The organism is Bradyrhizobium guangzhouense (genome assembly GCF_004114955.1).
Taxonomy (GTDB): domain Bacteria; phylum Pseudomonadota; class Alphaproteobacteria; order Rhizobiales; family Xanthobacteraceae; genus Bradyrhizobium; species Bradyrhizobium guangzhouense.
In genome coordinates, this window is sequence record NZ_CP030053.1 from 776,741 (window position 1) to 798,965 (window position 22,225).

Annotated in this window: 20 protein-coding genes; 9 read left to right on the forward strand and 11 right to left on the reverse strand. The window is 64.8% G+C overall.

The window, feature by feature from the left end; genetic code table 11:
* Positions 1 to 238 precede the first annotated feature (238 nt).
* Together XH91_RS03750 and XH91_RS03755 are read left to right on the forward strand one after the other, a co-directional pair.
* Complete coding sequence (locus tag XH91_RS03750) at positions 239 to 829, forward strand: hypothetical protein (RefSeq protein WP_206733512.1); 591 nt, start codon at positions 239 to 241, stop codon at positions 827 to 829.
* A 109-nt stretch (positions 830 to 938) separates the two neighbouring features.
* Positions 939 to 1,415: a MarR family transcriptional regulator gene (locus XH91_RS03755; protein WP_128949337.1), complete on the forward strand. Its 477-nt coding sequence runs from the start codon at positions 939 to 941 to the stop codon at positions 1,413 to 1,415.
* Positions 1,416 to 1,430: 15 nt separating this feature from the next.
* Here XH91_RS03755 and prfA read toward each other — a convergent pair whose 3' ends face one another.
* The 3 genes from prfA to XH91_RS03770 form a co-directional block, all read right to left on the reverse strand.
* Complete coding sequence (prfA, locus tag XH91_RS03760) at positions 1,431 to 2,516, reverse strand: peptide chain release factor 1 (RefSeq protein WP_128949338.1); 1,086 nt, start codon at positions 2,514 to 2,516, stop codon at positions 1,431 to 1,433.
* A gap of 57 nt (positions 2,517 to 2,573) precedes the next feature.
* Positions 2,574 to 4,841, reverse strand: a complete 2,268-nt coding sequence (gene ptsP / locus XH91_RS03765) for a phosphoenolpyruvate--protein phosphotransferase (RefSeq protein ID WP_128949339.1) — start codon at positions 4,839 to 4,841, stop codon at positions 2,574 to 2,576.
* A gap of 369 nt (positions 4,842 to 5,210) precedes the next feature.
* Positions 5,211 to 6,467 (reverse strand): aspartate kinase, encoded by a 1,257-nt coding sequence (locus XH91_RS03770; protein ID WP_128949340.1) that lies wholly within the window; start codon positions 6,465 to 6,467, stop codon positions 5,211 to 5,213.
* A 162-nt stretch (positions 6,468 to 6,629) separates the two neighbouring features.
* On the opposite strand from XH91_RS03770, the gene XH91_RS03775 reads away from it, so the two are divergent.
* The 3 genes from XH91_RS03775 to XH91_RS03785 all read left to right on the forward strand — a co-directional run bounded on the left by XH91_RS03775 (position 6,630) and on the right by XH91_RS03785 (position 9,070).
* Positions 6,630 to 7,097, forward strand: coding sequence for a PH domain-containing protein (locus XH91_RS03775; protein WP_128949341.1), 468 nt, complete (start codon positions 6,630 to 6,632; stop codon positions 7,095 to 7,097).
* A gap of 14 nt (positions 7,098 to 7,111) precedes the next feature.
* Complete coding sequence (ubiG, locus tag XH91_RS03780; protein ID WP_164933880.1) at positions 7,112 to 7,885, forward strand: bifunctional 2-polyprenyl-6-hydroxyphenol methylase/3-demethylubiquinol 3-O-methyltransferase UbiG; 774 nt, start codon at positions 7,112 to 7,114, stop codon at positions 7,883 to 7,885.
* A 285-nt stretch (positions 7,886 to 8,170) separates the two neighbouring features.
* Entirely contained in the window at positions 8,171 to 9,070 is a 900-nt protein-coding gene (locus tag XH91_RS03785) for an EamA family transporter (RefSeq protein ID WP_128949342.1), read from the forward strand.
* A gap of 13 nt (positions 9,071 to 9,083) precedes the next feature.
* On the opposite strand, the gene XH91_RS03790 is transcribed toward XH91_RS03785, so the two are convergent.
* Genes XH91_RS03790 through XH91_RS03805 form a run of 4 tightly spaced genes read right to left on the reverse strand, consistent with a single transcriptional unit; the run spans position 9,084 to position 11,552 of the window.
* Positions 9,084 to 9,560: a DUF1178 family protein gene (locus tag XH91_RS03790; RefSeq protein ID WP_128949343.1), complete on the reverse strand. Its 477-nt coding sequence runs from the start codon at positions 9,558 to 9,560 to the stop codon at positions 9,084 to 9,086.
* Entirely contained in the window at positions 9,557 to 10,435 is an 879-nt protein-coding gene (locus XH91_RS03795) for a carbon-nitrogen hydrolase family protein (RefSeq protein ID WP_128949344.1), read from the reverse strand. The genes XH91_RS03790 and XH91_RS03795 overlap by 4 nt, the downstream gene beginning before the upstream one ends.
* A complete protein-coding gene (grxC, locus tag XH91_RS03800) occupies positions 10,432 to 10,707 on the reverse strand; it encodes a glutaredoxin 3 (protein ID WP_128949345.1) in 276 nt (91 codons plus the stop codon). Before grxC ends, XH91_RS03795 begins: the two co-directional genes overlap by 4 nt.
* Positions 10,708 to 10,754: 47 nt before the next feature.
* Positions 10,755 to 11,552: a ComF family protein gene (locus tag XH91_RS03805; RefSeq protein WP_128949346.1), complete on the reverse strand. Its 798-nt coding sequence runs from the start codon at positions 11,550 to 11,552 to the stop codon at positions 10,755 to 10,757.
* Between the two features lie 120 nt (positions 11,553 to 11,672).
* On the opposite strand from XH91_RS03805, the gene XH91_RS03810 reads away from it, so the two are divergent.
* Positions 11,673 to 12,542 carry a methyltransferase domain-containing protein gene (locus tag XH91_RS03810; RefSeq protein ID WP_206733179.1) on the forward strand — a complete coding sequence of 290 codons (870 nt, stop codon included), beginning with the start codon at positions 11,673 to 11,675 and terminating at the stop codon, positions 12,540 to 12,542.
* A 53-nt stretch (positions 12,543 to 12,595) separates the two neighbouring features.
* Here the strand turns inward: XH91_RS03810 and XH91_RS03815 are convergent, their stop codons facing one another.
* From XH91_RS03815 to XH91_RS03825, 3 genes are all read right to left on the reverse strand, one after another.
* Entirely contained in the window at positions 12,596 to 13,006 is a 411-nt protein-coding gene (locus tag XH91_RS03815) for a (deoxy)nucleoside triphosphate pyrophosphohydrolase (RefSeq protein ID WP_128949348.1), read from the reverse strand.
* A 5-nt stretch (positions 13,007 to 13,011) separates the two neighbouring features.
* Positions 13,012 to 14,253 (reverse strand): bifunctional glutamate N-acetyltransferase/amino-acid acetyltransferase ArgJ, encoded by a 1,242-nt coding sequence (gene argJ / locus XH91_RS03820; protein WP_128949349.1) that lies wholly within the window; start codon positions 14,251 to 14,253, stop codon positions 13,012 to 13,014.
* 112 nt (positions 14,254 to 14,365) lie between these two features.
* Positions 14,366 to 15,328, reverse strand: coding sequence for a peptidylprolyl isomerase (locus XH91_RS03825; RefSeq protein ID WP_164933879.1), 963 nt, complete (start codon positions 15,326 to 15,328; stop codon positions 14,366 to 14,368).
* Between the two features lie 355 nt (positions 15,329 to 15,683).
* On the opposite strand from XH91_RS03825, the gene secA reads away from it, so the two are divergent.
* Complete coding sequence (secA, locus tag XH91_RS03830; protein ID WP_128949351.1) at positions 15,684 to 18,524, forward strand: preprotein translocase subunit SecA; 2,841 nt, start codon at positions 15,684 to 15,686, stop codon at positions 18,522 to 18,524.
* 215 nt (positions 18,525 to 18,739) lie between these two features.
* Here the strand turns inward: secA and XH91_RS03835 are convergent, their stop codons facing one another.
* Complete coding sequence (locus tag XH91_RS03835; RefSeq protein ID WP_057747431.1) at positions 18,740 to 19,174, reverse strand: MarR family winged helix-turn-helix transcriptional regulator; 435 nt, start codon at positions 19,172 to 19,174, stop codon at positions 18,740 to 18,742.
* A 179-nt stretch (positions 19,175 to 19,353) separates the two neighbouring features.
* Here XH91_RS03835 and XH91_RS03840 point away from each other — a divergent pair, with 179 nt between their 5' ends.
* A complete protein-coding gene (locus XH91_RS03840) occupies positions 19,354 to 20,538 on the forward strand; it encodes a substrate-binding domain-containing protein (protein ID WP_164933878.1) in 1,185 nt (394 codons plus the stop codon).
* A gap of 150 nt (positions 20,539 to 20,688) precedes the next feature.
* Positions 20,689 to 22,203 (forward strand): amidase, encoded by a 1,515-nt coding sequence (locus XH91_RS03845; protein WP_128949352.1) that lies wholly within the window; start codon positions 20,689 to 20,691, stop codon positions 22,201 to 22,203.
* Positions 22,204 to 22,225: the final 22 nt, after the last annotated feature.

The following is a 22,225-nucleotide window of genomic DNA, read 5'->3' on the forward strand; positions in this document are numbered from 1 at the left end:
AACATCGTTCTTGTTTGCAGACAAAACACGACTTGTCCGGCAGCAAGCGGGCCCCGAAGGCCTGCTTGCGCCGGGCACGTCACATCCGCGTGTAGCTCTTGCACGTAAGCATTGCTTGTGAAGGCCTTCTGTCAATTTCGCCTTTGGTCGAACGACGAAAATTATGTCGTGAAAACATATCGGATAACGATATATATTAGTCTTTGTGAGTACGGGGCGGTCGGGTTCGGCGAGAACAATGGCGCGGCAGACGACAGTGGCGGATAGCCGGAAACGACAATCCTGGCCTCAGGAGACGGAGCGGCAGGAGGTTGCGTGGCCCTCCAGCGAGGGCGGCGATGCCGCTCGCCTGTCCGAGCCGCGCAATCGCGCGGCCGCCGAGCGAGGGCCGGCGGTCGGCGCCGGTGAGGCGAAGCGCGCGCCGGCGCCGCTGAAGCGACTGAGCGTGCGGGCCCAGAACGTCCTGAAGGAACTCGCGGTCGAGCTCACCGGCGAGCAGCCGCCGAAGGGCAATTGGTCGCCCTCGCGCGAGCTCTTGCGTGCGCTGACGGCGGAGCGCCTTGCGACCGCTCGCAACTGCGGACCGCACACCATACGGGAGATCGTCGATTGGGCGCAGGGCTGCGGCGTCACCATCAAGCCGGTGATCCCGGCAGGCGGCTCGCTGTCGCAGATGTGGGCGGATCTGATTGCCAATGCGTCGGCGGGCGGCCTGACCGCCGCGGAGATCGCGGGCGCGCTGCAGCGCTCGATCCGGCGCAAGAGCGTCCGCATCCCGATCGCATTTCAGGTCATACTGGTCAAAATCCTGCTGTCCAGCTTCGAATAAACCACCGGATAGCTGTGCATCGGTATTACCGCGCGGTTGGTCGGGCGGCGGCCGCTTGCTACTTTAGGCTAAGTCTCCCGCGACGCCGGGCGGCATGGTCGAGGCGGGCATGGTTCCAGCGAGGAAGGCGCAGCGCTCCAAGGTGACGACGTCTGCCCGACGGGGCGGCACGATGCGTGATTCCGATTACGCAGCATTGGCGCATTTTCGCTACCAGATCCGGAGCTTCCTGGCATTCAGCGAGGCGGGCTCCGCCGGACAGGGACTGACGCCGACGCAGCACCAGGCCCTGCTCGGCATCAAGGGCTTTGTCCGCCCAGGCCCGGCAACTGTCGGCGATGTCGCGAAGTTTCTGCTGATCAGACATCACTCGGCCGTCGAGTTGATCAATCGCCTCGAAAAACAGGGGCTGGTCAGCCGCGTCGCTGATCCCGAGGATGCCAGGCGCGTGCATCTCAAGCTGACGAAGAAAGGTGAGCAGAAGCTTCAGGCGCTCTCGCGCCAGAATATCGAGGAGCTCCGCCGCGCCGCGAGCCCGGCGCTGAGCCGTCTGTTGAAATCGTTCGGAGAGCCCGGCGAGGCCTGAGCGCCGCGCGGCCTGTCAGGCCGCCGCGCCCTGTGCGGCGAGCTGCGCGGCCTGGTGCTCGGTGGTCAGCGCATCGGTCAATTCGCCGAGTGCTTCGCCCGCGATCACCTGCGGCAGCTTGTAGAGCGTCAGGTTGATGCGATGGTCGGTGACGCGGCCTTGCGGGAAATTATAGGTGCGGATGCGCTCGGAGCGGTCGCCCGAACCGACCTTTTCCTTGCGCTCGGCCGAGCGCGCGGCGTCGACGCGCTGCCGCTCGGCATCGTAGATGCGCGAGCGCAGGATGTTCATGGCCGAGGCGCGGTTCTTATGCTGCGAGCGGCTGTCCTGCATCATCACCACGATGCCGGTCGGGATGTGGGTGATGCGGATCGCCGATTCGGTCTTGTTGACGTGCTGGCCGCCGGCGCCCTGTGCGCGCATGGTCTCGATGCGCAGATCCTCGTTCTTGATCTCGACGTCGACATCCTCGACCTCGGGCAGCACGGCAACGGTTGCCGCCGAGGTATGGATGCGGCCCTGCGTCTCGGTGTCGGGCACACGCTGCACTCGATGCACGCCGGATTCGAATTTCAGCTTGGAGAACGCGCCGCGGCCCTGCACCTCCGCGATGATTTCTTTGTAGCCGCCGACGGTGCCCTCGCTGGCCGAGATCACCTCGACCTTCCAGCCCTGCAAGCTCGCGAAGCGCTCGTACATCCGGAACAGGTCGCCGGCGAACAGCGAGGCCTCGTCGCCACCCGTGCCGGCACGGATTTCCAGCACCACGTTGCGATCGTCCATGGCGTCCTTGGGCAGCAGGGCGATGCGGATCTTCTGGACCAGATCCTCGATCTTCGGATTGAGCTCGTCGCGCTCGGCTTCCGCCATGCTGCGCATCTCGGCATCGGTTGCGGGGTCGGCAATCAGCGCCTCGGTGTCGGCGAGCTCCTTCACGGCAGACCGATAGGTCTTCACCGCCTCGATCAGCGGCGTGATCTCGGCGAGTTCGCGCGTGACCTGCACATAGCGCTCGGAGGAGAGCTGTCCCAGCGATTCAGCTTCGAGCGATGCGTGATGCGCGAGCAGGACGTCCAGTTTGGCTTCGGGGAGTGACGACATGGGTTCAGTCTCAAATGGCGGAGGGAGGCGAGGCGGCGAGGACGGGCGACAGGCCCGCTACAACGCCAGGCCTTCGGCCTCGGCAAATTCCGTCAGCTTCTGCCGGATCGAGACGCTGCCGGTCGGCGCATCCAGCAGGGGCCCGAGCATCGCTGCGGCCTTCTTGACGTCGAGGTCGATCACCATCGCCTTGACCGGGCCGAGCGCGGTCGCCGACAGCGACAGCGAGCGGTAGCCCATCGCCAGCAGCGCCAGCGCGCCGATCGGCTTCGAGGCCATCTCGCCGCAGAGCGACAGCGATTTCTTCGCGGCCTGCGATTTTTGCGCGATGTCGCGCAGCGCGCGCAGGATCGGCGTCGACATGGTGTCGAACCGCTCGGAGACCTTGGCATTGCCGCGGTCGACCGCGAACAGGAACTGGAACAGATCGTTGGAGCCGACCGAGATGAAGTCGACCTTCCTCAGGAGCTCGTCGAGCTGATAGAGCAGCGCCGGTACCTCGACCATGGTGCCGATGTCGATACGCTCCGGCAAGGTGTGGCCATGCTGGCGTAAGTATGTCAGCTCGCGCTCGACCAGCGCTTTCGCGGCGTCGAACTCGGCGACCTCCGAGATCATCGGGAACATGATGCGCAGCGCGCGGCCGCCACCGGCGCGGAGCAACGCGCGGATCTGGCCGCGCAAGAGGCCCGGACGATCCAGCCCGAGCCGGATCGCGCGCCAGCCGAGCGCGGGATTCTCCTCGATCACCGTCTCCATATACGGCAGCGCCTTGTCGCCGCCGATGTCGAGGGTGCGGAAGGTGACGGGCTTGGAGCCCGCAGCATCCAGCACGGCGCGGTAGAGAGCGAGCTGGTCGCTGGTGCGCGGCAGGCTCTGGCCGACCATGAATTGCAGCTCGGTGCGGAACAGGCCGATGCCGGCGCTGCCGGTGTCGTCGATATGCGGCAGGTCGATGGCGAGACCGGCGTTGATCAGGAGCTCGACCCTCTCACCGTCCTTGGTGACGCAGGGCCGGTCGCGCAGCGCCAGATATTGCGCCTGGCGGCGGGCGCGGAAGCGCACCCGTTCGGCATAGGCTGCTTCGATCTCCTGCGACGGGCGCACATAGATCGCGCCCGAAGTGCCATCGACGATGATGGCATCGCCTGGATCTGCGATGCCGGGCGCGTTCGGCACCTCGCCGACCGCGGGAATACCGAGCGCGCGGGCCACGATCGAGACGTGAGAGTTCGCGGTGCCTTCCTCCAGCACGATCCCGCGCAGGCGTTTGCGGTCGTAGTCGAGCAGCGCCGCCGGTCCCATCGCACGTGCGATGACGATGGCATTGTCGGGCATCTGCTCGCGCGAGGGCGCGTGGTCCTGGCCGACCAGCTGCCGCATCAGGCGGTAGCCGAGATCCTCCAGATCGTGCAGCCGGTCGCGCAAATAGGGATCGGTCACGCGCAGCATGCGGGCGCGGGTGTCGGACTGGACGCGCTCGACGGCGGCTTCCGCGGTGAGGCCGGTGGCGACCGCCTCGTGCAGCTTGTGCGACCAGCCCTGGTCGTTGGCGAACATGCGGTAGGCTTCCAGCACGTCGCGATGCTCGCCGCCCTCGGCGACATCGCCGCGCTCGAGCATGCGGTCGAGATCCGAGCGCAGCTTGGCGAGCGCGGTGTCGAGCCGCTTGATTTCCTTCGGCAGGTCCTCGGCGATGTAGTCCTTGATGACGACGCGCGGCTCGTGCAGCACGACATGGCCGAGCGCGATGCCTTCGGAGAGAATTGCTCCGGCCTTCTGCGTCGAATGGCGTGCGGCCGGCTCCAGGCCGGGCTGGGCCAGCGCGGACAATTCGCCCGAGGCGATCAGTTCCGCCAGCACCATGGCGGTGGTCTGCAGCGCCTCGAGCTCCTCCTCGACATAGGTACGCTTGGCGCGATTCTGCACCACCAGCACGCCGAGCGTGTTGCCGGCGCGCAGGATCGGCACGCCAAGGAAGGAGTGATAGATCTCTTCGCCGGTCTCCGGGCGAAACGAGAAGGCCGGGTGGCTCTGCGCGTCGTTGAGATTGAGCGGCGTCGCCTCGCTGGCGACGAGGCCGACCAGGCCCTCATGGGCGCTGAGCACGGTATGGTGCACGGCCTCGCGGTTGAGGCCCTCGGTAGCATAAAGCTCGAGCGTGTTGTCGATGCGCAGCACATAGACCGAGCACACCTCGGCCACCATGTTGGCGGCGATCAGCACCACGATCTTGTCCAGCCGCTCCTGGGCCGAGACCTGCTCCGCCATGGTTTCGCGGAGCCGTCTCAACAAGACGCGGGGACCTCCCGACGCGCTCCGCATGAACCGTCAATCTCCTTCGTCTGCCCGGCCCGGCGATATTGGCCGGCGGCTGGCCTAAAATTCCAGAAAAACAATCAAATTGTCTGTCCGGCGCAGGCGCAAACGCAAACCTTCCTGAGATTAGTGCTTGCGCCGAATCAGCGCCGCCTGAACTGGGACACAGTTTGCGGCAGCCCACCCTGTTCGCCGTATAGCGAATTGAGGCTTGTTTTGCCAAGCAAAACGCCTGCCAAACGCGAAGGTGTGTACACCTTCGCGTTTGCTGCGACCGCTAAGAGAAAATTAGCCTAAGGCATGGTCCGGAAACGTGCGAAGCGGCTTCCGGAAAGACGTGCTCAAACAGCAATCTGACGCACGACGGGTCGCGTTTCAGGCCTGATCGAGGCCGTAGAGCGTGTGCAGCGTACGCACCGCGAGCTCGGTATAGGCGGCGTCGATCAAAACCGAGAATTTGATCTCGGAGGTTGTAATGGCCCGGATGTTGATATTCCGCCCTGCGAGCGCCGAAAAAGCCTGGGCGGCAACGCCGGCGTGGCTGCGCATACCGCTGCCGATCACCGAGATCTTGGCGACATCGGTCGCGGTATCCAGCCGTGCATACCCGATCGTCGCCTTGGACGCGGTGATCGTGTCCTTGGCCCTGACGTAGTCGGCGGCGGGCACCGTGAAGGTCAGGTCGGTGGTCTTGCCGTCCTCGGACACGTTCTGGACGATCATGTCGACGTTGATATTGGCGTCCGCGAGCGGGCCGAAGATCGAGGCTGCAACGCCGGGCTTGTCCTGGATCTGACGCACCGAGATCTGGGCCTCGTCCTTCGAGAAGGCGATACCGGTAACGACGTGATTTTCCATGATCTCCTCCTCGCCGCAGATCAGCGTGCCGGGCGGCTGGTTGGCGTGCGGATCGATATCCTCGGGCTTGTCGAAGCTCGATCGGACGAAGATCGGCATGTTGTGGACCATGCCGAGTTCCACCGAGCGCACCTGGAGCACCTTCGCGCCCTGGGAAGCCAGTTCCAGCATGTCTTCGAACGCGATCTTGTCGAGCCGCTTGGCCTTCGGCACGATTCGCGGGTCGGTGGTGTAGACGCCATCGACGTCGGTGTAGATGTCGCAGCGGTCGGCCTTGACGGCGGCGGCGACGGCCACCGCCGAGGTGTCGGAGCCGCCGCGGCCAAGGGTGGTGATGCGGTTGGTCTTGGGATCAATGCCCTGGAAGCCGGCGATGACAGCGACCTCCTTGCGTTCCTTGAAACGGGAGATGATCTCGCTGCCGTCGATGTCCTCGATCCGGGCCGAGGCATGGGCGTCGCTGGTCTTGATCGGGATCTGCCAGCCCTGCCAGGAGCGGGCCTGGATCCCCATGCTCTGGAGCACGATGGCCAGCAGGCCCGAAGTGACCTGTTCGCCGGACGCGACGACGGCGTCGTATTCGCGCGCGTCGTGCATCGGCGAGGCCTCGGTGCACCAAGCCACCAGCTCGTTGGTCTTGCCCGACATCGCCGAGACGACCACGGCCACTTCATGGCCGGCGTCGACCTCACGCTTCACATGGCGTGCGACGTTTCGGATACGTTCGATGTTGGCGACGGACGTGCCGCCGAATTTCATCACGAGACGGCTCATGACGACGCGTGCATTCCCTCTTGAGGATCAGTATGGTGACCCGCGCCGGACGGATGCCCTGGGGATACCGACCGCGCGTATACAGAGGGGCGGGGCCGGGGGCAAGCGGGTTCCTCAAGCTGGTTTCTGGGGGCCCAATCCGGGCAATGGGTTGTCGAGGTCATGGCGCGCTATATTGACGAAATCCTGCAACCGGGCGAGCGGGTGCTGTATTCGACCAATGCGCACTGGATCTACTATTTCCCGGCCATCCTGGCCTGGATCGTGGCGATCGTCCTGTTCGCGGTCTCCCGCCGGAGCGATATCTACAGCATCATGATCCTCTGCCTGTTCGGCTCCGGCCTGGTGGCGCTTGCTGCCCTGTACTGGACACTGAGGGGCTGGTTCCACCGCCTCACCACCGAGACCGACGTCACCAACCTCAGGGTTGTGCATAAAGTCGGCTTCATCAAGCGCCGCACCTTTGAAATGGCGCTGGATAAGGTCGAGAGTGTCGACGTGAACCAGACTATCCTTGGCCGAATTCTCAACTATGGCGACGTGACCATCAACGGCGTCGGCGAAGGTCGTGAGACGATCAAGACCATCGCCTCTCCGCTCGCCTTCCGTAGTTCGATCACCACGCGGTAGGACCGCGCGTAATCATGAGCATGCAGCAAGATAGTTCCGCAACTGCCACCGTGCCGCCGGGCTCGACCGTCGACGCCGCCGAGATCGCGAAATTCTCGAAACTCTCGGCCGAGTGGTGGGACCCCAAGGGCAAGATGGCGCCGCTGCACCGGATCAATCCGCTGCGGCTCGGCTATATCCGCGACGCCGCCTGCCGCAAGTTCGAGCGCAACGTACGTAGCCTCAGCTGTCTCGGGGGCTTGCGCGTGCTCGACATCGGCTGCGGCGCCGGCCTCTTGTGCGAGCCGCTGTCGCGGCTCGGCGCACAGGTCATCGGCGTCGATCCGTCGGCCAGCAACATTGCCGCTGCGAAGCTGCATGCCGACAAGAGCCATTTGTCGATCGACTACCGCTGCACCACGGTGGAGGAGATCGACCCGCGCGAGCGCTTCGACATCGTGCTGGCGATGGAGGTGGTCGAGCACGTCGTCGACGTCGGCGTCTTCCTCAAGCGCTGCGCCTCGATGCTGAAGCCGAACGGGCTGATGGTGGTCTCCACCCTCAATCGCAATTGGAAGAGCTTTGCGCTCGCCATCGTCGGCGCCGAATACGTGCTGCGCTGGCTGCCGCGCGGCACCCATGAATGGAACAAGTTCGTCACCCCCGATGAGCTGACCAAGCACCTCCTCGACAACCGCCTCGTCATCACCGAGCAGACCGGCGTCGTCTACTCCCCCTTCGCCGACAAATGGACGCTCTCGTCCGACATGGACGTGAACTACATGGTGGTGGCGGAAGGAATGGTGTGAGGGGGCTGTGAGCTCGTTCAGGGCTCCGCTGCATCGCCACCAAAGGCGTCGTCCTGGCAAAAGCCAGGACCCATTGCCCCAAGACCAAGTTAGGCGAAGACTAGCCCACGGGTCTTCGCAAAACCTCTCCTTGGGGTAATGGGCCCTGGATCTGCGCTTCGCTTGTCCAGGACGACGACGGAGTTTGTCGCGAGAGCATCGCTCCTATGACGGGAGCGTGATTGACCTGTTGCCGTGTCGTCGGCAGGTTGCAGCGACACTCTCCTGGTCGCTGCCACTCACCCCATGTTCACCATCACCAGCCTCTGGATTCCCTTCACGGTCATCGCTGCGCTCGGCCAGGTCGCGCGTAATGCGATGCAGCGGTCGCTGACGAAGCCGCTGGGGACATGGGGCGCGACCAATATCCGCTTCCTGTTCGGCTTCCCGTTCTCGCTGCTGTTTCTCGGCGCGGTGCTGATTACGACCGGCGATCATATCGGCATGCCGCCATCGACGTTCTGGCCGTGGCTGCTGCTCGGCGCGCTCAGCCAGATCGTCGCCACCGGACTGATGCTGCTCGCGATGAACGACCGCTCCTTCGTGGTGACGACGGCCTATCTGAAGACCGAAGCGATCCAGACCGCGATCTTCGGCTTCGTTTTTCTCGGCGATCACCTGACCTGGCTGAAGGTGCTGGCGATCGTGATCGCAACCGTCGGCGTCGTCATCACCGCGCTGCGTCCGGGCGGCGAAAAGAGTTTTGCGGAGATGAAGCCGACCATCACGGGGCTCGTAGCTGCCGCTGCGTTCGCGCTCTCAGCGGTCGGCTTCCGCGGCGCGATCATCACCGTGCCGAACGTCTCGTTCGTGACGGCGTCGTCCTTCACGCTGGTGTTCGGCCTGTTCGTGCAGACGCTGATCCTGACGATCTATCTGCTCTGGCGCGCGCCAAAGATACTCCAGTCGATCCTGGGGCTGTGGCGGCCGTCGCTGCTTGCGGGTTTCATGGGCGCCTTCGCCTCGCAATTCTGGTTCCTGGCGTTCGCGCTGACGGCCGCGGCCAATGTCCGCACGCTCGCCTTGGTCGAAGTGCTGTTCGCGCAAGCCGTTGCGTACTACTCTTTCAAGCAGCCGATCGCGCCACGCGAGATCTTTGGCATCGTGCTGATCGTGATTGGCGTCGCGCTGCTGGTGGGCTTCTGACGCGCTTCGCGCATCAGTTCCGGTCTTCCGGCAATGTCGGCAGCGGCGAGACCTCGATGCCTTCATCGATCAGCGACTTTGCCTCGTCCGGCGACGCCTCGCCGTAGATCGGGCGGTGCTCCTTGTCGCCGTAATGCATCGCGCGGGCTTCGTTCGCAAACCGCTCGCCGACATTGTCGGCATTCTTGACGATGTGGTCGCGCAGCTCTTTCAGCTTGGCGCGCAGCTCGCGCTCCTGCGCCATCATCAGCGAGGTCGGTCCTGACGGCGCAGCCTCGGGTGCGGTGGTCGTAGCAGGTTCCGCCGGCGGCGCCGCGCGGCCTTTCTTGCCGACGATGCGCGGCGCCATGATCGCCTTGTCGACCTTGGCCGAGCCGCAGATCGGACAGGTCACCAGCTTGCGCTTCACCTGCGAATCGTAGGCCGAAGAGCTCTGGAACCAGCTCTCGAACTCATGCTTGCGGTCGCAATGCAGCGCGTAGCGGATCATGCCGATCCCCGCACCAGATGCAGATGATCCGGCCCGGCTTTCGGATCGGAGACGCCGAAGCGTCGGCCGTGCTGGAGTGACGGGATTGCGCGGCGCGCGGTCTCGACCTTGGCCGGGTCGATCTTGGCCATGATGATGCCGGGCTCGACATCGCCTTCGGCGAGGATCTCGCCCCACGGGTCGATGATCAGCGAATGGCCGTAGGTCTCGCGCTTGTTCTCATGGGTGCCTGCCTGAGCTGCCGCGAAGATGAAGCAGCCGGTCTCGATCGCGCGCGCGCGCAGCAGGATATGCCAGTGCGCCTCGCCGGTCTTGCGGGTGAAGGCCGACGGCACGGTGATGAAGGAGGCGCCGCTTTCCGCGAGTGCGCGGTAGAGCGCGGGAAAACGCACGTCGTAGCAGATCGTCAAGCCGACCCGGCCCCAGGGCAGGTCGGAGATCACGGCGGTCTCGCCCGGCTGGTAGTTGGCGGATTCCCGATAGCTCTCGCCGTCCGGCAGCTCGATGTCGAACATGTGGATCTTGTCGTAGCTCGCGAGCACGCTGCCCTCGGGCCCGATCAGGAAGGATCGGTTGACGGCCTTCTCCGGAGAAAAGCGCAGCGCCAGCGAGCCGACATGGATGTGGATCTTCAGCTCTGCCGCGAGCGCGCGATACGCCTTCAACGAGGCGTCCTCCTCCTCGCTCTGCAGATGCTCGAACAGCGCCTTGCGGTTCAGCTGCATCATGTTGCTGACTTCGGGCGTCTGCACGTAGTCGGCGCCGTTGGCCGCCGCCTGCCGGATCAGCCTGGTTGCCTGTGCAAGGCTCGGCTCCGGCATCAATCCGGTGCGCATCTGCACCATGGCGGCGGTAAAGGTCCTGTCCTCACTCATGAGACCGCCTTGACGCTTTCGAGCAGGTCGTCGAGCTTGCCCTCGCGGTCGAGCGCGTAGAGGTCGTCGCAACCGCCGATATGAGTTCCGCCGATCCAGATCTGCGGGAAGGTCGCGCCCTCGCCGGCGCGGTCGTACATCTCTTCGCGCCAGGCCGGATTCTCGGCGACGTCGAATTCCGTGAAGGTCGCCTTCTTGCGGGTCAAAAGCGACCTGGCAGCGGAACAATAGCCGCACCCGGGCCTGGTATAGATCTCGACAGCAGCGGTCATGGTATCAAGCGCTCTCATGTCATGAATTTGTTGAATTATATGGGGGTTTACCTGATCTCGACAACCCGGGCAAAGACCAGCACGTCGACCTGGGCGGCCTTGGCGCGCAGCAAGGCGCGCGCGCAGGCATCCAGGGTCGCGCCCGACGTCAGGACATCGTCGACCAGGATGATGCGCCGGCCCTGGACCTCGGATTGACGGTCGGGGGATACCTGAAATGCGCCCTGCACATTGGTAGCCCGCTGGGTCCGTGACAGGCCGATCTGCTGTTCGGTGGCCCGCACCCGGCGCAGCACCTCCGCTCTCACCTTCACGCCGCTCTGCCGGGCGATGATCTGCGCCAGCGCGCCTGATTGGTTGTAGCGCCGGCGCCATGCCCGCCGCCAATGCAGGGGCACCGGCACCAGCATGTCGGCGCCGTTAAGCAGTTCGCCACCCGCGCGCGCCATCCAGCGACCCATGGCGGGCGCGAGATCGGTGCGATCCTGGTATTTCAGCGCATGCACCAGCGTGCGCGCGACATCGTCATAGCGCACCGCCGCGCGCGCCCGCATGTAAGCCGGGGGGCTCGCGATCGCCTCCATCGACAGCATGTCGGGGCCGGGATCGTAGACGAAGGGAATGCCGAGGCGCGGACAGTAGGGCCGCTCGATGAAGGACAGCCGCGACCAGCATGCCGCGCAGACGCCCTCGCCATCGACCGGTTCCCGGCAGGACACGCACAGCGTCGGCAGTGCAATGTCGAGCGCGAGCTTCGCCACCCGCGACACGACGTGGCGGCCGGCCGTCCACGCGGCACGGAAGGGTGCGGCGATGGAACGGGCAGGGGCGGCGTCAGCTTCCATGAAGGGAGGCTAGCGTTCTGTTTGTCAGGTCTCAAGCCGCCCTCTCGTGCCCCGGACGCAGCGGAGCGTCACTGCGTGCCGCACCGCGTCCGGGACACGAGAGAGTTTGCAATGCCCTGCATGATCGGCGTAACCAGCGGCATGGCTCAGACCCCGCAGACCCCGCCCGCCCTGTTCGATCGCGCCCTGCTGCACGCGCGGCAGCGGCGTGCGCAGGCGCAAGGTGCCGAGAACTTCCTGCTGGACCGGGTCGCCGAGGACATGTTTGACCGGCTCGCCGCAGTGATGCGCGAGTTTCACGCCCCGGTCGATCTCTGGACACCCGGTGAGGGGCTCGCGGCGCTGCGCGCGCGCCTGCCGTCGCTGCAGCGGATCGCGCTTGATGAAACTGGCGCGGAGACATTGCCCTTGGCGCCTGATCGCCTCGATCTGGTCGTGTCCGCGCTGGCGCTCCAATTCGTCAACGATCTCCCGGGCGTGTTCGCGCAGCTTCGCCGTGCGCTGAAGCCGGACGGGCTGCTGCTGGCGGCCATGATCGGCGGCGACAGCCTGACCGAGCTGCGCCAGGCCTTTGCCGCGGCAGAGGCCGAATGCGAAGGTGGCGTGTCGCCGCGCGTCGCGCCGTTCGCTGATTTGCGCGACATCGGCGCGCTGTTGCAGCGGGCGGGCTTTGCGCTGCCGGTCACCGACGTCGATCGCGTCGTGGTGCGCTATGGCAACGCGTTCGCGCTGATGCAGGATCTCCGCCGCATGGGCGCGACCAATGTGCTGATCGAGCGGCGCCGCGCGCCGAGCCGGCGCGCGACGCTGCTACGGATGGCCGAGATCTATGCCGAGCGTTTTGCCGATGCCGACGGCCGCATCCGTGCGACCTTCGACATCATCTGGCTGTCCGGCTGGGCGCCGCATGCGAGCCAGCAGCAGCCGCTGAAGCCGGGTTCGGCGAAAGCAAGCCTGGCGGAAGCGGTGAAGAAGGCTGGGAAAGAATGAGTTTGTCCCGGACGCGCTGCAGCGTTCTTACGCTGCTGCCCAGAGCCGGGACTTCACATCAGCAAATCAATCAAATGCGGGATCAGCGGGATGTCCGCCGGCGGCATCGGATAGTCGCGCAGCTTGTTGGCGCGAACCCAGGCGAGGGTCTGACCTTCGCGCGGCGTGATCACGCCTTCCCAGCGCCGACAGATGTAGAGCGGCATCAACAGATGAAACGTCTCGTAACCGTAGCTGGCAAAGGTCAGCGGGGCCAGGCACGGCTCGGCGACGCTGATGCCAAGCTCCTCATGGAGCTCGCGAATCAGGCTCTGCTCGGGCCGTTCGCCGGGTTCACACTTGCCGCCGGGAAATTCCCACAAGCCGGCCAGTGTCTTGCCCTCCGGGCGCTGCGCGATCAGGACGCGCTTGTCGGCGTCGACGAGCGCGCAGGCCACCACCAGTGTCAGCTTCAGATCGGCCATGTTCCTTAAGACCGGTAATCCCCGTTGATCGCGACATATTCCTTGGTGAGGTCGCAGGTCAGCACCCGGTCGCGGCCCTTGCCGAGGCCAAGCTGCACCTTGATCGCGATCTCCGGCGCCTTCATCGCTTCCGACACCTGCGCCTCGTCGTAGGAGGGATCGCGCGCACCGCTCTTGGCGACGCGGATGCCGTTGAAGGAGATCGACAGCTTATCACGATCGGCCGGCTCGCCGGCCTTGCCGACCGCCATCACCACGCGGCCCCAATTGGCGTCCTCGCCGGCGATCGCGGTCTTCACCAGCGGTGAGTTGGCGATCGACATCGCGATCTTGCGTGCGGACGCCTTGGTCTTGGCGCCCTCGACCGTGATCTCGACCAGCTTGCGGGCGCCCTCGCCGTCGCGGGCGACCTGCTCGGACAGATTGGCGAGGATCTGATTGAAGGCTTTCACGAAGGCCTTCAGGCGCGGATCGCTGGCGCGGCTGATCTTTGGCGCGCCGTGCTCGGCAGCCGCACCGGTCGCGAATGCCAGCAGCGTGTCCGAGGTCGAGGTGTCGCCGTCGATCGTCACCGCGTTGAACGTGTCCTCGACGCCGGCCTTGAGCAGCGCCTGGAGCGCGGCGGGTGCGATCGGGGCGTCGGTGAAGATGAAGGACAGCATCGTCGCCATGTCGGGGGCGATCATGCCGGCGCCCTTGGCCATGCCGTTGATGGTGACCTTGGCCTTGCCGAGCTTCACCGTCGCGGTCGCGACCTTGGGGAAAGTGTCGGTGGTCATGATCGCCTTGGCCGCGGCGAGGTAATCGCCGGGTTCCGCCGACACGGCGAGGCGGCCAAGCACGCCGTCGAACTTGGTCGCGTCCAGCGGCTCGCCGATCACGCCGGTCGAGGCGAGAAAAATCTCGCTCTCGCTGCAGCCGACGGCCTTGGCCGCGATCCTGGCGGTCATCGCGGTGGAGGCGCGGCCGGTCTTGCCGGTGAAGGCGTTGGCGTTGCCGGAATTGACGACCAGCGCGCGCGCCTTGCCGCCCTTCAGCTTGGCGCGGCACCATTCGACCGGCGCGGAGGGGCACTTCGACCTGGTGAAGACGCCGGCGACCGCGGTGCCCTTGTCCATGATGGCGAGCAGCACGTCGGTGCGGTTCTTGTAGCGGATGCCGGCCTCGGCCGTCGCAAGACGGACGCCCGCGATCACGGGCATCTCGGGGACATTCTTGGGGGCGAGGGGAGAGACGGAGGAGGACATCGCAGGGGCGCCTTGGTGAGGTCTGGATATGCAGATGCCCGGCCCCTCTTTGCGGGGCCGGGCATCAGGTAGGCTTAGATACTCTTGGCGTCACCGAAGTGACAGCGAATTCTCACTTCTTGGCGGGGGGCGCCATCTTGCTGTCGGCCGGCTTGGCATCGGCCGGCTTGGCATCCTTGGCCGCATCGGCAGGCTTGGCATCCTTGGAGGCGTCGGCCGCCGGCTGGTCCAGCCGCTCGACCTTGGCTTCGGCGCGGAGCTTGGCCACGTAGTCGGCCTGGGCCTTGCGGGTGACGTACTGCTCGATCTGGGGCTTGACCTGGTCGAACTCCGGCGCCTTGCGGTTGCGCTTTTCCTCGACCTTGATGATGTGCCAGCCGAATTGCGACTTCACGGGGTCGGAGATCTTGCCCGGCTCGAGCGAGAACGCGACGGCCGAGAATTCCGGCACCATCTGTTCCTTGGTGAAGAAGCCGAGGTCGCCGCCGTCGGCCGAGCCCGGATCCTTGGACTTCTTCTTGGCGAGCTCGGCGAAATCGGCGCCCTTGTCGAGCTCGGCCTTCACCGCCTTGGCCTCGTCCTCGGTCTCGACCAGGATGTGGCGGGCGCGCACTTCCTGCTCGCCGGTGATCTGCTTGGAAGCCTCCTCATAGACCTTCTTCATGGCATCGTCAGTGGTCGCCGCCTTGCCTTCCTGGGCCAGCAGGCTGTCCATCAGCAGGCGGTTGCGGGCGAACGCCATCCGCTTCTTGAAGTCGTCGCCGTCGGCGACTTTCTTGTCCTCGGCGGCCTTGGCCACGATCTTCATGTCGATCAGGAACGACAGGACGTTCTCGTCCTTGGTCGCCGGATCCATCTGGGCGAGGCTCGGTCCGAGCTCTTCCTCGGCCATGGTGACGTCGCTCTTCTTGATTTCAGCGCCATTGACCTTTGCCAGGACCGGATCGTCGGCCGCCCGGAGCGGGCCCGCGAACGCCAGGGTCAGCACCAAGCAGGCTGCCAGGCCCAGGCCTCCAGCGAGGGCGGACGCATGGCGGAAACGCAGGCCGGTGGTTACCGGGAACGAGGTGGTCATGGAAAATCCTTTTGTTGAAGCAGGGGGCTGCTCGAGCGGGGCGGACACTCGCCCAATTCAGGGGGGCTTGGCAACGCGAAAAGTCTGTCAAAATGATGAATTAGCTGCAATGCGCCCGCCGTTGACAAGGCCCTGACCGGGCCATATCTCTGCGCGGTCGCGACCATGGCGATACCGTTTATTTTGCTGCGTTTTTGGCCGTTGAACCCAGACTAGCCCAATTCCCACCCATATGGCGGATGAACCCCCCGCAGTCCGGGCTCTGGCGCCAAAAGGCGTCACGGTGAGTTGATAGGCCGGAGGGTGACGACTTCTTGGCTGCAACGCGGTTAATTCGCGAACACAGGAACTAGGCATGATCGGCGCGCTCGCCCGCAAGTTTTTCGGCTCCGCCAACGACCGGCGGGTGAAGGGATATCAGTCCCGCATCAACGCGATCAACGCGCTGGAGCCCGAGCTCGTCAAACTCTCCGACGAGGCGCTCAAGGCCCGCACCGCCGAGTTCAAGCAGCAGCTCGCCGAGGGCAAGACGCTGGACGACCTCCTGGTGCCCGCCTTCGCCACCGTGCGCGAGGCTGCCAAGCGCACGCTCGGCCAGCGCCATTTCGACGTCCAGCTGATCGGCGGCATGGTGCTGCACGAGGGCGACATCGCCGAGATGAAGACCGGTGAAGGCAAGACGCTGGTCGCAACGCTCGCCGTCTACCTCAACGCGCTCGCCGGCAAGGGCGTCCATGTCGTCACCGTCAACGACTACCTCGCCCGCCGCGACTCCGGCTGGATGGGTCAGATCTACGGCTTCCTCGGCATGACCACGGGCGTGATCGTCCATGGCCTGGACGATGCCGAGCGCAAGGCCGCCTATGCCTGCGACATCACCTACGGCACCAACAACGAATACGGCTTCGACTATCTGCGCGACAACATGAAGTACCGGCTCGAGGACATGGTCCAGCGGCCGCACTTCTTCGCCATCGTCGACGAAGTCGACTCCATCCTGATCGACGAAGCGCGCACGCCGCTGATCATCTCCGGCCCGCTCGACGACCGCTCGGACTTCTACAACACCATCGACGGCTTCCTGCCCAAGCTCGACAAGACCGATTACGAGGTTGACGAGAAGCAGCGCACCGTGACGCTGACCGAAGGCGGCATGGAGAAGATCGAGACGCTGCTGCGCGATGCCGGCCAGCTCAAGGGCGAGTCGCTTTACGACGTCGAGAACGTCTCCGTCGTGCACCACATCAACCAGGCGCTGCGCGCCCACACGCTGTTCACCCGCGACAAGGACTACATCGTTCGCGACGACGAGGTCGTCATCATCGACGAGTTCACCGGCCGCATGATGCCGGGCCGGCGCTATTCGGAAGGCCTGCACCAGGCGCTGGAAGCCAAGGAGCATGTCCAGGTTCAGCCCGAGAACCAGACGCTGGCCTCGATCACTTTCCAGAACTACTTCCGCATGTACGAAAAGCTCGCGGGCATGACCGGTACGGCCGCCACCGAAGCGGACGAACTGTTCGACATCTACAAGCTCGAGGTCGTGGAAATCCCGACCAACCTCGCCATCGCGCGCCTCGACGAGGACGACGAGGTCTACCGGACCCAGAAGGAAAAATACCAGGCCATCCTCGCCGAGATCGAGCGGGCCAACTCGCGCCTGCAGCCGGTGCTGGTCGGCACCGCCTCGATCGAGAAATCGGAAGTGCTGGCCGAGTTCCTGAAGCAGAACGGCTACAAGCAGATCGACTTCGGCAAGGAGAACGCGCTCGACAAGCTCTACGCCGCGGCCCGCGCCGGCAAGCCGGCGAAGCTGTTCGCGGTGCTGAACGCGCGCTTCCACGAGCAGGAAGCCTATATCGTCGCGGAAGCCGGCGTGCCCGGTGCGATCACGATCGCAACCAACATGGCCGGCCGCGGCACCGACATCAAGCTCGGCGGCTCGCTCGAGATGCGTCTCAGCCAGGAGACTGCCGGCATCGAGGACGAGGCCGAGAAGGCGAAGAAGGTCGAGCAGATCAAGGCCGACATCGCGCATTTCCGCGACATCGTGCTCAAGGCCGAGGAGACCGTCGAGGTCGAGCCCGCCAAGGGTAGCAAGCCCGCCAAGACCGTGAAGAAGCCGGGCGGCCTCTACATCATCGGCTCCGAGCGGCACGAATCCCGCCGCATCGACAACCAGCTGCGCGGTCGTTCCGGCCGTCAGGGCGACCCGGGCCGGTCGAAATTCTTCCTGTCGCTGGAAGACGATCTGATGCGCATCTTCGGTTCGGACCGGCTCGACAGCATGCTGCAGCGTCTCGGCCTGCAAGAGGGCGAGGCGATCATCCATCCCTGGATCAACAAGGCGCTGGAGAAGGCGCAGCAGAAGGTCGAGGCCCGCAACTTCGACATCCGCAAGAATCTGCTCAAGTTCGACAACGTCCAGAACGACCAGCGCAAGGTGATCTTCGACCAGCGCGTCGACCTCATGAAGGACGACAGCGTCGCGGAGACCGTCTCCGACATGCGCCACGCCTTCATCGAGGATCTCGTCGCCAAGCACGTGCCCGAGCATGCCTATGCCGAGCAATGGGACGTCGCCGGCCTCAAGGACGAATTGAAGCGGGTGCTCGATCTCGACCTGCCGGTCGACGAATGGGCCAAGGAAGAGGGCATCGCCGACGAGGAGCTGCTCAACCGCATCGAGACCAAGGCCGACGAGCATATGGCGGCCAAGGTGGGGCAATGGGGTCCCGACGTGATGCGTTACGTCGAGAAGACCATCCTGCTGCAGACGCTCGACCATCTCTGGCGCGAGCATCTGATCATGCTCGACCATTTGCGCCAGGTCATCGGCCTGCGCGGCTACGGCCAGCGCGATCCGCTGCAGGAGTACAAGACCGAGGCCTTCAACCTCTTCCAGGAGATGAGCTCGCACTTGCGCGAGGCGGTCACCGCGCAGCTGATGCGCGTCGAGATCGTGCCGCCGGAGCAGGAAGCTCCTGTGCTGCCGCAGATGGAAGCGCACAAGCTCAATCCGGATACCGGCGAAGACGAAATGGCCCTCGCCAGCGTCACCCTCGCCCCGCAGGCCACCGACGCCGCGCTGCGCGACCCGAAGAACCCTGCCAGCTGGGGCAAGGTCGGCCGCAACGAGGACTGCCCCTGCGGCTCCGGCAAGAAGTTCAAGCACTGCCACGGCCGGTATGCGTAAGGCTAGGTGATGCTGTCATGCCCCGCGAAGGCGGGGCATCCAGTACGCCGCGGCCTCTCGGCTCAATCACATCAGTCTCTGGAATACTGGATCGCCCGATTAAATCGGGCGATGACAGTTGTGCGTATCGTGTGCAGCTATTTCCGCGTCGTCGCCGGGACGACAGTCTTTGGTTTGGCTGGCTGCATCGCAACCCTCGTGCGAAAGCGCCAGACTCAATTCGAGCTGTCGATCAAGCTCTCCAGCAGTCGCTTCAATTCGCTCGTCGACTTGTCGCCGTAGCTCTCCAGGATGTGCTCCTCCTGGTCCACTGCGAGCGAGTTGAGCTTCTTGCACAGCACCTTGCCGCGGTCGGAGATGAACATCAGCACCTTGCGGCGATCGTTGGGGTCCTGGACGCGATAGACCAGCGTGTCGGAGACCATGCGGTCGATCATCTTGGTCAGCGTCGGATGGTTGAGCAGCACCGCGTCCGCAAGCTCGCCCATCGAATGGCCGTCGCCGTCCGACAGCACTTTCAGGATGCGCCACTGCTCGACGGGAACTCCCTCCTTGCTCAAGCGCAGTTCCAGCTGCCGGTTGATCTCCCGGTTGGCTTGCGCGAGCAGGTAGGCGAGGTGTTCGGTGATGGGAGCGTTCGATTTTGCCACGGCTAAGACTTCGTCTTGACCCAAATGAGTGAATGTCTTGCAATCAATGCTGCATCTATATGCACTTCAATTGTTGAATATTCAATATTTTCAAAATAGGATCATTGCCCAACAAAAGGGCGGATGCCGCGGCCGCCTGCTCAATGTGCTTTCAGGTCTGGTGCCAGACAGGAGTTGGCGTGCGCGCGACGGTAAACTTCCCGGCTCATGGCGGTCCGGCGTTGCCGCCGTCTCTGCTGTTCAGGAATCTGTCGTCATCGGCGGCCGACGGCGCGCTGTCGCCGCGTGATCACACCCTCTTCAAGCGGCGCGGCACGAACAGGCTGCGTGTCGGCGGCTTCATCTGCTGTACCGGATCGCCCGGGGTCTGGGGGCCCTGCGCCACCAACTCCGCGCAGCTCGCCGTTGCCGAGATCAACAAGCGCGGCGGCATCCTCGGCCGCGAGGTCGAGTTTTCCGTCTACGACGCCGGCGGTCCGCTGGACGAGGTGCTGAACCGCGCCGAGCAGGCGATCGCCTTCGACGAGCTCGATCTCATCGTCGGCCTGCACACCAGCGCGGTCCGCGTCGCCCTGCGCGACATCACGACGCGACATCGCATCCCCTACATCTACACGCCGGTCTACGAAGGTGGCGAGCGCACGCCGGGGGTGATGGCGATCGGCGAGACGCCGCGCTGGCAGAGCCGGCCGTCGATCCACTGGCTCGCCGACGTCAAGAAGGCCAAACGCTGGTACCTGATCGGCAGCGATTACGTCTGGCCCTGGCAGTCGCACCGCGCGGTGAAGAACTACATCAAGGAGACCGGTGGTCGCGTCGTCGGCGAGGAATTCGTCCCGCTCGGCGAGGACAATCACGAGCCGCACCTGGCGCGCATCCGCGCTGCGCGGCCCGACGTGGTGCTGATCTCGCTGATCGGCACCGACAGCAGCGCCTTCAACCGCGCCTTCGGCGAATGCGGCCTGGGGGCCACCACGCTGCGGCTGGCCGGCGCCATGGACGACACCGTGCTGCTCGGCATCGGCGCCGACAACAGCGAGAACATGTTTTGCGCCTCCGGCTATTTCACCGGCACCGGCGCGCGCGCCAATGACGATTTCCAGAGCCGCTATCGCGCGATGTTCGGACCGAATGCGCCGCCGATCGGTTCGGTCGGACAGTCGGGTTATGAAGGCATGCGCTTCCTGGAAGCGGTCGCCAACAAGGCCGGCTCATTGGCGATGGGGCCGATGCTCAAAGCCGGCCGCAACATCGTCTACAGCGGCGCACGGGGGACGGTCACCGTTCGCGATGGGCGCGCGCGGATGCCGATGCATCTGGCCGAGGCCGATGGTCTCGATTTCAAGCTGATCAAGCCGATCTGACTCGCGCGCGACAATTCGCGGGGCGCTTCAGCGCAAAATAATACTTGAAAAGGAAAATATTTCCGTTTTGAATGTTTCGGCGGGGCCGATGGTGCGTCGCGCCGGGGCGGCCACGCCCATCTTCGTTTCAAGAAAGTTCAGGAGAGCGCCGTGACAGTTGTCCTTCCCACGCCAGCCCAGCTTCGCAGCGTCGCCGAGCAGTGCGGCCTGTCGCTGACCGACGATGACGTCGCCTCGTTCCGTGGCCTGATGCAGGGCTCGATCGAGGCCTACAATCTCGTCGCCGCGATGCCCGACGAGGTGCCCGAGGTGAAATACCCGCGCACGCCGGGCCACCGGCCTTCGGCGGAGGAGAACCCTCGCAATGCCTGGTATCGCAAATCGACAGTGAAGGGTGCGGCCAGCGGCAAGCTCAAGGGCAAGACCGTTGCCTTGAAGGACAACATCATGCTGGCCGGCGTTCCCATGACCAACGGCTCGTCGACCCTGGAAGGCTATGTGCCCGATTTCGATGCCACCATCGTCACGCGCATGCTGGACGCCGGCGCCGAGATCAAGGGCAAGGTGCATTGCGAGCACTTCTGCCTGTCCGGCGGCAGCCACACCGGCTCCTATGGGCCGGTGCATAACCCGCACAAGATGGGTTACTCGGCCGGCGGCTCGTCGTCGGGGTCGGGCGTCGTGGTTGCGCTCGGCGAGGTCGACATGGCGATCGGCGGCGATCAGGGCGGCTCGATCCGCATGCCGTCCTCGTTCTGCGGCATCTACGGCATGAAGCCGACCTGGGGCCTGGTGCCTTACACCGGCATCATGCCGATCGAGATCTACGTCGATCATACCGGCCCGATGACCGCGACGGTCGCCGACAACGCGCTGCTGCTCGAAGTGCTCGCCGGCGACGACGGCTACGACCCGCGCATCAAGGCGCCGAAGGTCGAGGAATACACCAAGGCGCTCGGCCAGGGCGTCAAGGGCATGAAGATCGGGATCGTCAAGGAAGGCTTCGAGCAGCCGGGCGCGGAGGCTGCGGTGAACGAAAGCGTTCGCGAGGCGGCGAAACGCTTCAAGGATCTCGGCGCCAGCGTGGAGACGGTGTCGATCCCGATGCATCTCCTGGGCGGCGCGATCTGGACTCCCATCGGCACCGAAGGCCTGACCCAGACCATGATGTTCGGTGACGGCTATGGCCTCAGCCGCGGCGACCTCTATTCGACCTCGCTGATGGATTTTCATCGTGGCTGGCGCCGCCAGGCCGATTCGCTGTCCGAGACCACCAAGCTGTTCATGATGCTCGGCACCTACATCAACAACACCTTCGGCCCACGCTTCTACGGCAAGGCGCTCAACATCTCGCGGCGGCTCACCGCGGCCTACGACAAGGCCTTCAGCGATTACGATCTGCTGCTGATGCCGACCACGCCGATGAAGGCAACCAAGCTGCCGGAGCCCAATGCCAGCCGCGAGGACTACGTCGCCCGCGCGCTGGAGATGATCTCCAACACCGCGCCGTTCGACATCACCCACCATCCCGCGATGTCGCTGCCTTGCGGCATGGTCGACGGCTTGCCCGCCGGCCTGATGCTGGTCGGCCGCATGTTCGAGGAATCCACCATCTACCGCGCCGCCCATGCCTTCGAGCAGGTCGGTGACTGGAAGAAGATGTGAGCGGGAAATTCATGCAGACGGA

What these genes read in the sequence shown, in the direction of transcription:
- XH91_RS03750 (WP_206733512.1), top strand. Translation starts at nt 239, where the DNA reads ATGGCGCGGCAGACGACAGTGGCGGATAGCCGGAAACGACAATCCTGG.
- XH91_RS03755 (WP_128949337.1), top strand. Translation starts at nt 939, where the DNA reads ATGGTTCCAGCGAGGAAGGCGCAGCGCTCCAAGGTGACGACGTCTGCC.
- prfA (WP_128949338.1), bottom strand. Translation starts at nt 2,516, where the DNA reads ATGTCGTCACTCCCCGAAGCCAAACTGGACGTCCTGCTCGCGCATCAC.
- ptsP (WP_128949339.1), bottom strand. Translation starts at nt 4,841, where the DNA reads ATGCGGAGCGCGTCGGGAGGTCCCCGCGTCTTGTTGAGACGGCTCCGC.
- XH91_RS03770 (WP_128949340.1), bottom strand. Translation starts at nt 6,467, where the DNA reads ATGAGCCGTCTCGTGATGAAATTCGGCGGCACGTCCGTCGCCAACATC.
- XH91_RS03775 (WP_128949341.1), top strand. Translation starts at nt 6,630, where the DNA reads ATGGCGCGCTATATTGACGAAATCCTGCAACCGGGCGAGCGGGTGCTG.
- ubiG (WP_164933880.1), top strand. Translation starts at nt 7,112, where the DNA reads ATGAGCATGCAGCAAGATAGTTCCGCAACTGCCACCGTGCCGCCGGGC.
- XH91_RS03785 (WP_128949342.1), top strand. Translation starts at nt 8,171, where the DNA reads ATGTTCACCATCACCAGCCTCTGGATTCCCTTCACGGTCATCGCTGCG.
- XH91_RS03790 (WP_128949343.1), bottom strand. Translation starts at nt 9,560, where the DNA reads ATGATCCGCTACGCGCTGCATTGCGACCGCAAGCATGAGTTCGAGAGC.
- XH91_RS03795 (WP_128949344.1), bottom strand. Translation starts at nt 10,435, where the DNA reads ATGAGTGAGGACAGGACCTTTACCGCCGCCATGGTGCAGATGCGCACC.
- grxC (WP_128949345.1), bottom strand. Translation starts at nt 10,707, where the DNA reads ATGACCGCTGCTGTCGAGATCTATACCAGGCCCGGGTGCGGCTATTGT.
- XH91_RS03805 (WP_128949346.1), bottom strand. Translation starts at nt 11,552, where the DNA reads ATGGAAGCTGACGCCGCCCCTGCCCGTTCCATCGCCGCACCCTTCCGT.
- XH91_RS03810 (WP_206733179.1), top strand. Translation starts at nt 11,673, where the DNA reads ATGATCGGCGTAACCAGCGGCATGGCTCAGACCCCGCAGACCCCGCCC.
- XH91_RS03815 (WP_128949348.1), bottom strand. Translation starts at nt 13,006, where the DNA reads ATGGCCGATCTGAAGCTGACACTGGTGGTGGCCTGCGCGCTCGTCGAC.
- argJ (WP_128949349.1), bottom strand. Translation starts at nt 14,253, where the DNA reads ATGTCCTCCTCCGTCTCTCCCCTCGCCCCCAAGAATGTCCCCGAGATG.
- XH91_RS03825 (WP_164933879.1), bottom strand. Translation starts at nt 15,328, where the DNA reads ATGACCACCTCGTTCCCGGTAACCACCGGCCTGCGTTTCCGCCATGCG.
- secA (WP_128949351.1), top strand. Translation starts at nt 15,684, where the DNA reads ATGATCGGCGCGCTCGCCCGCAAGTTTTTCGGCTCCGCCAACGACCGG.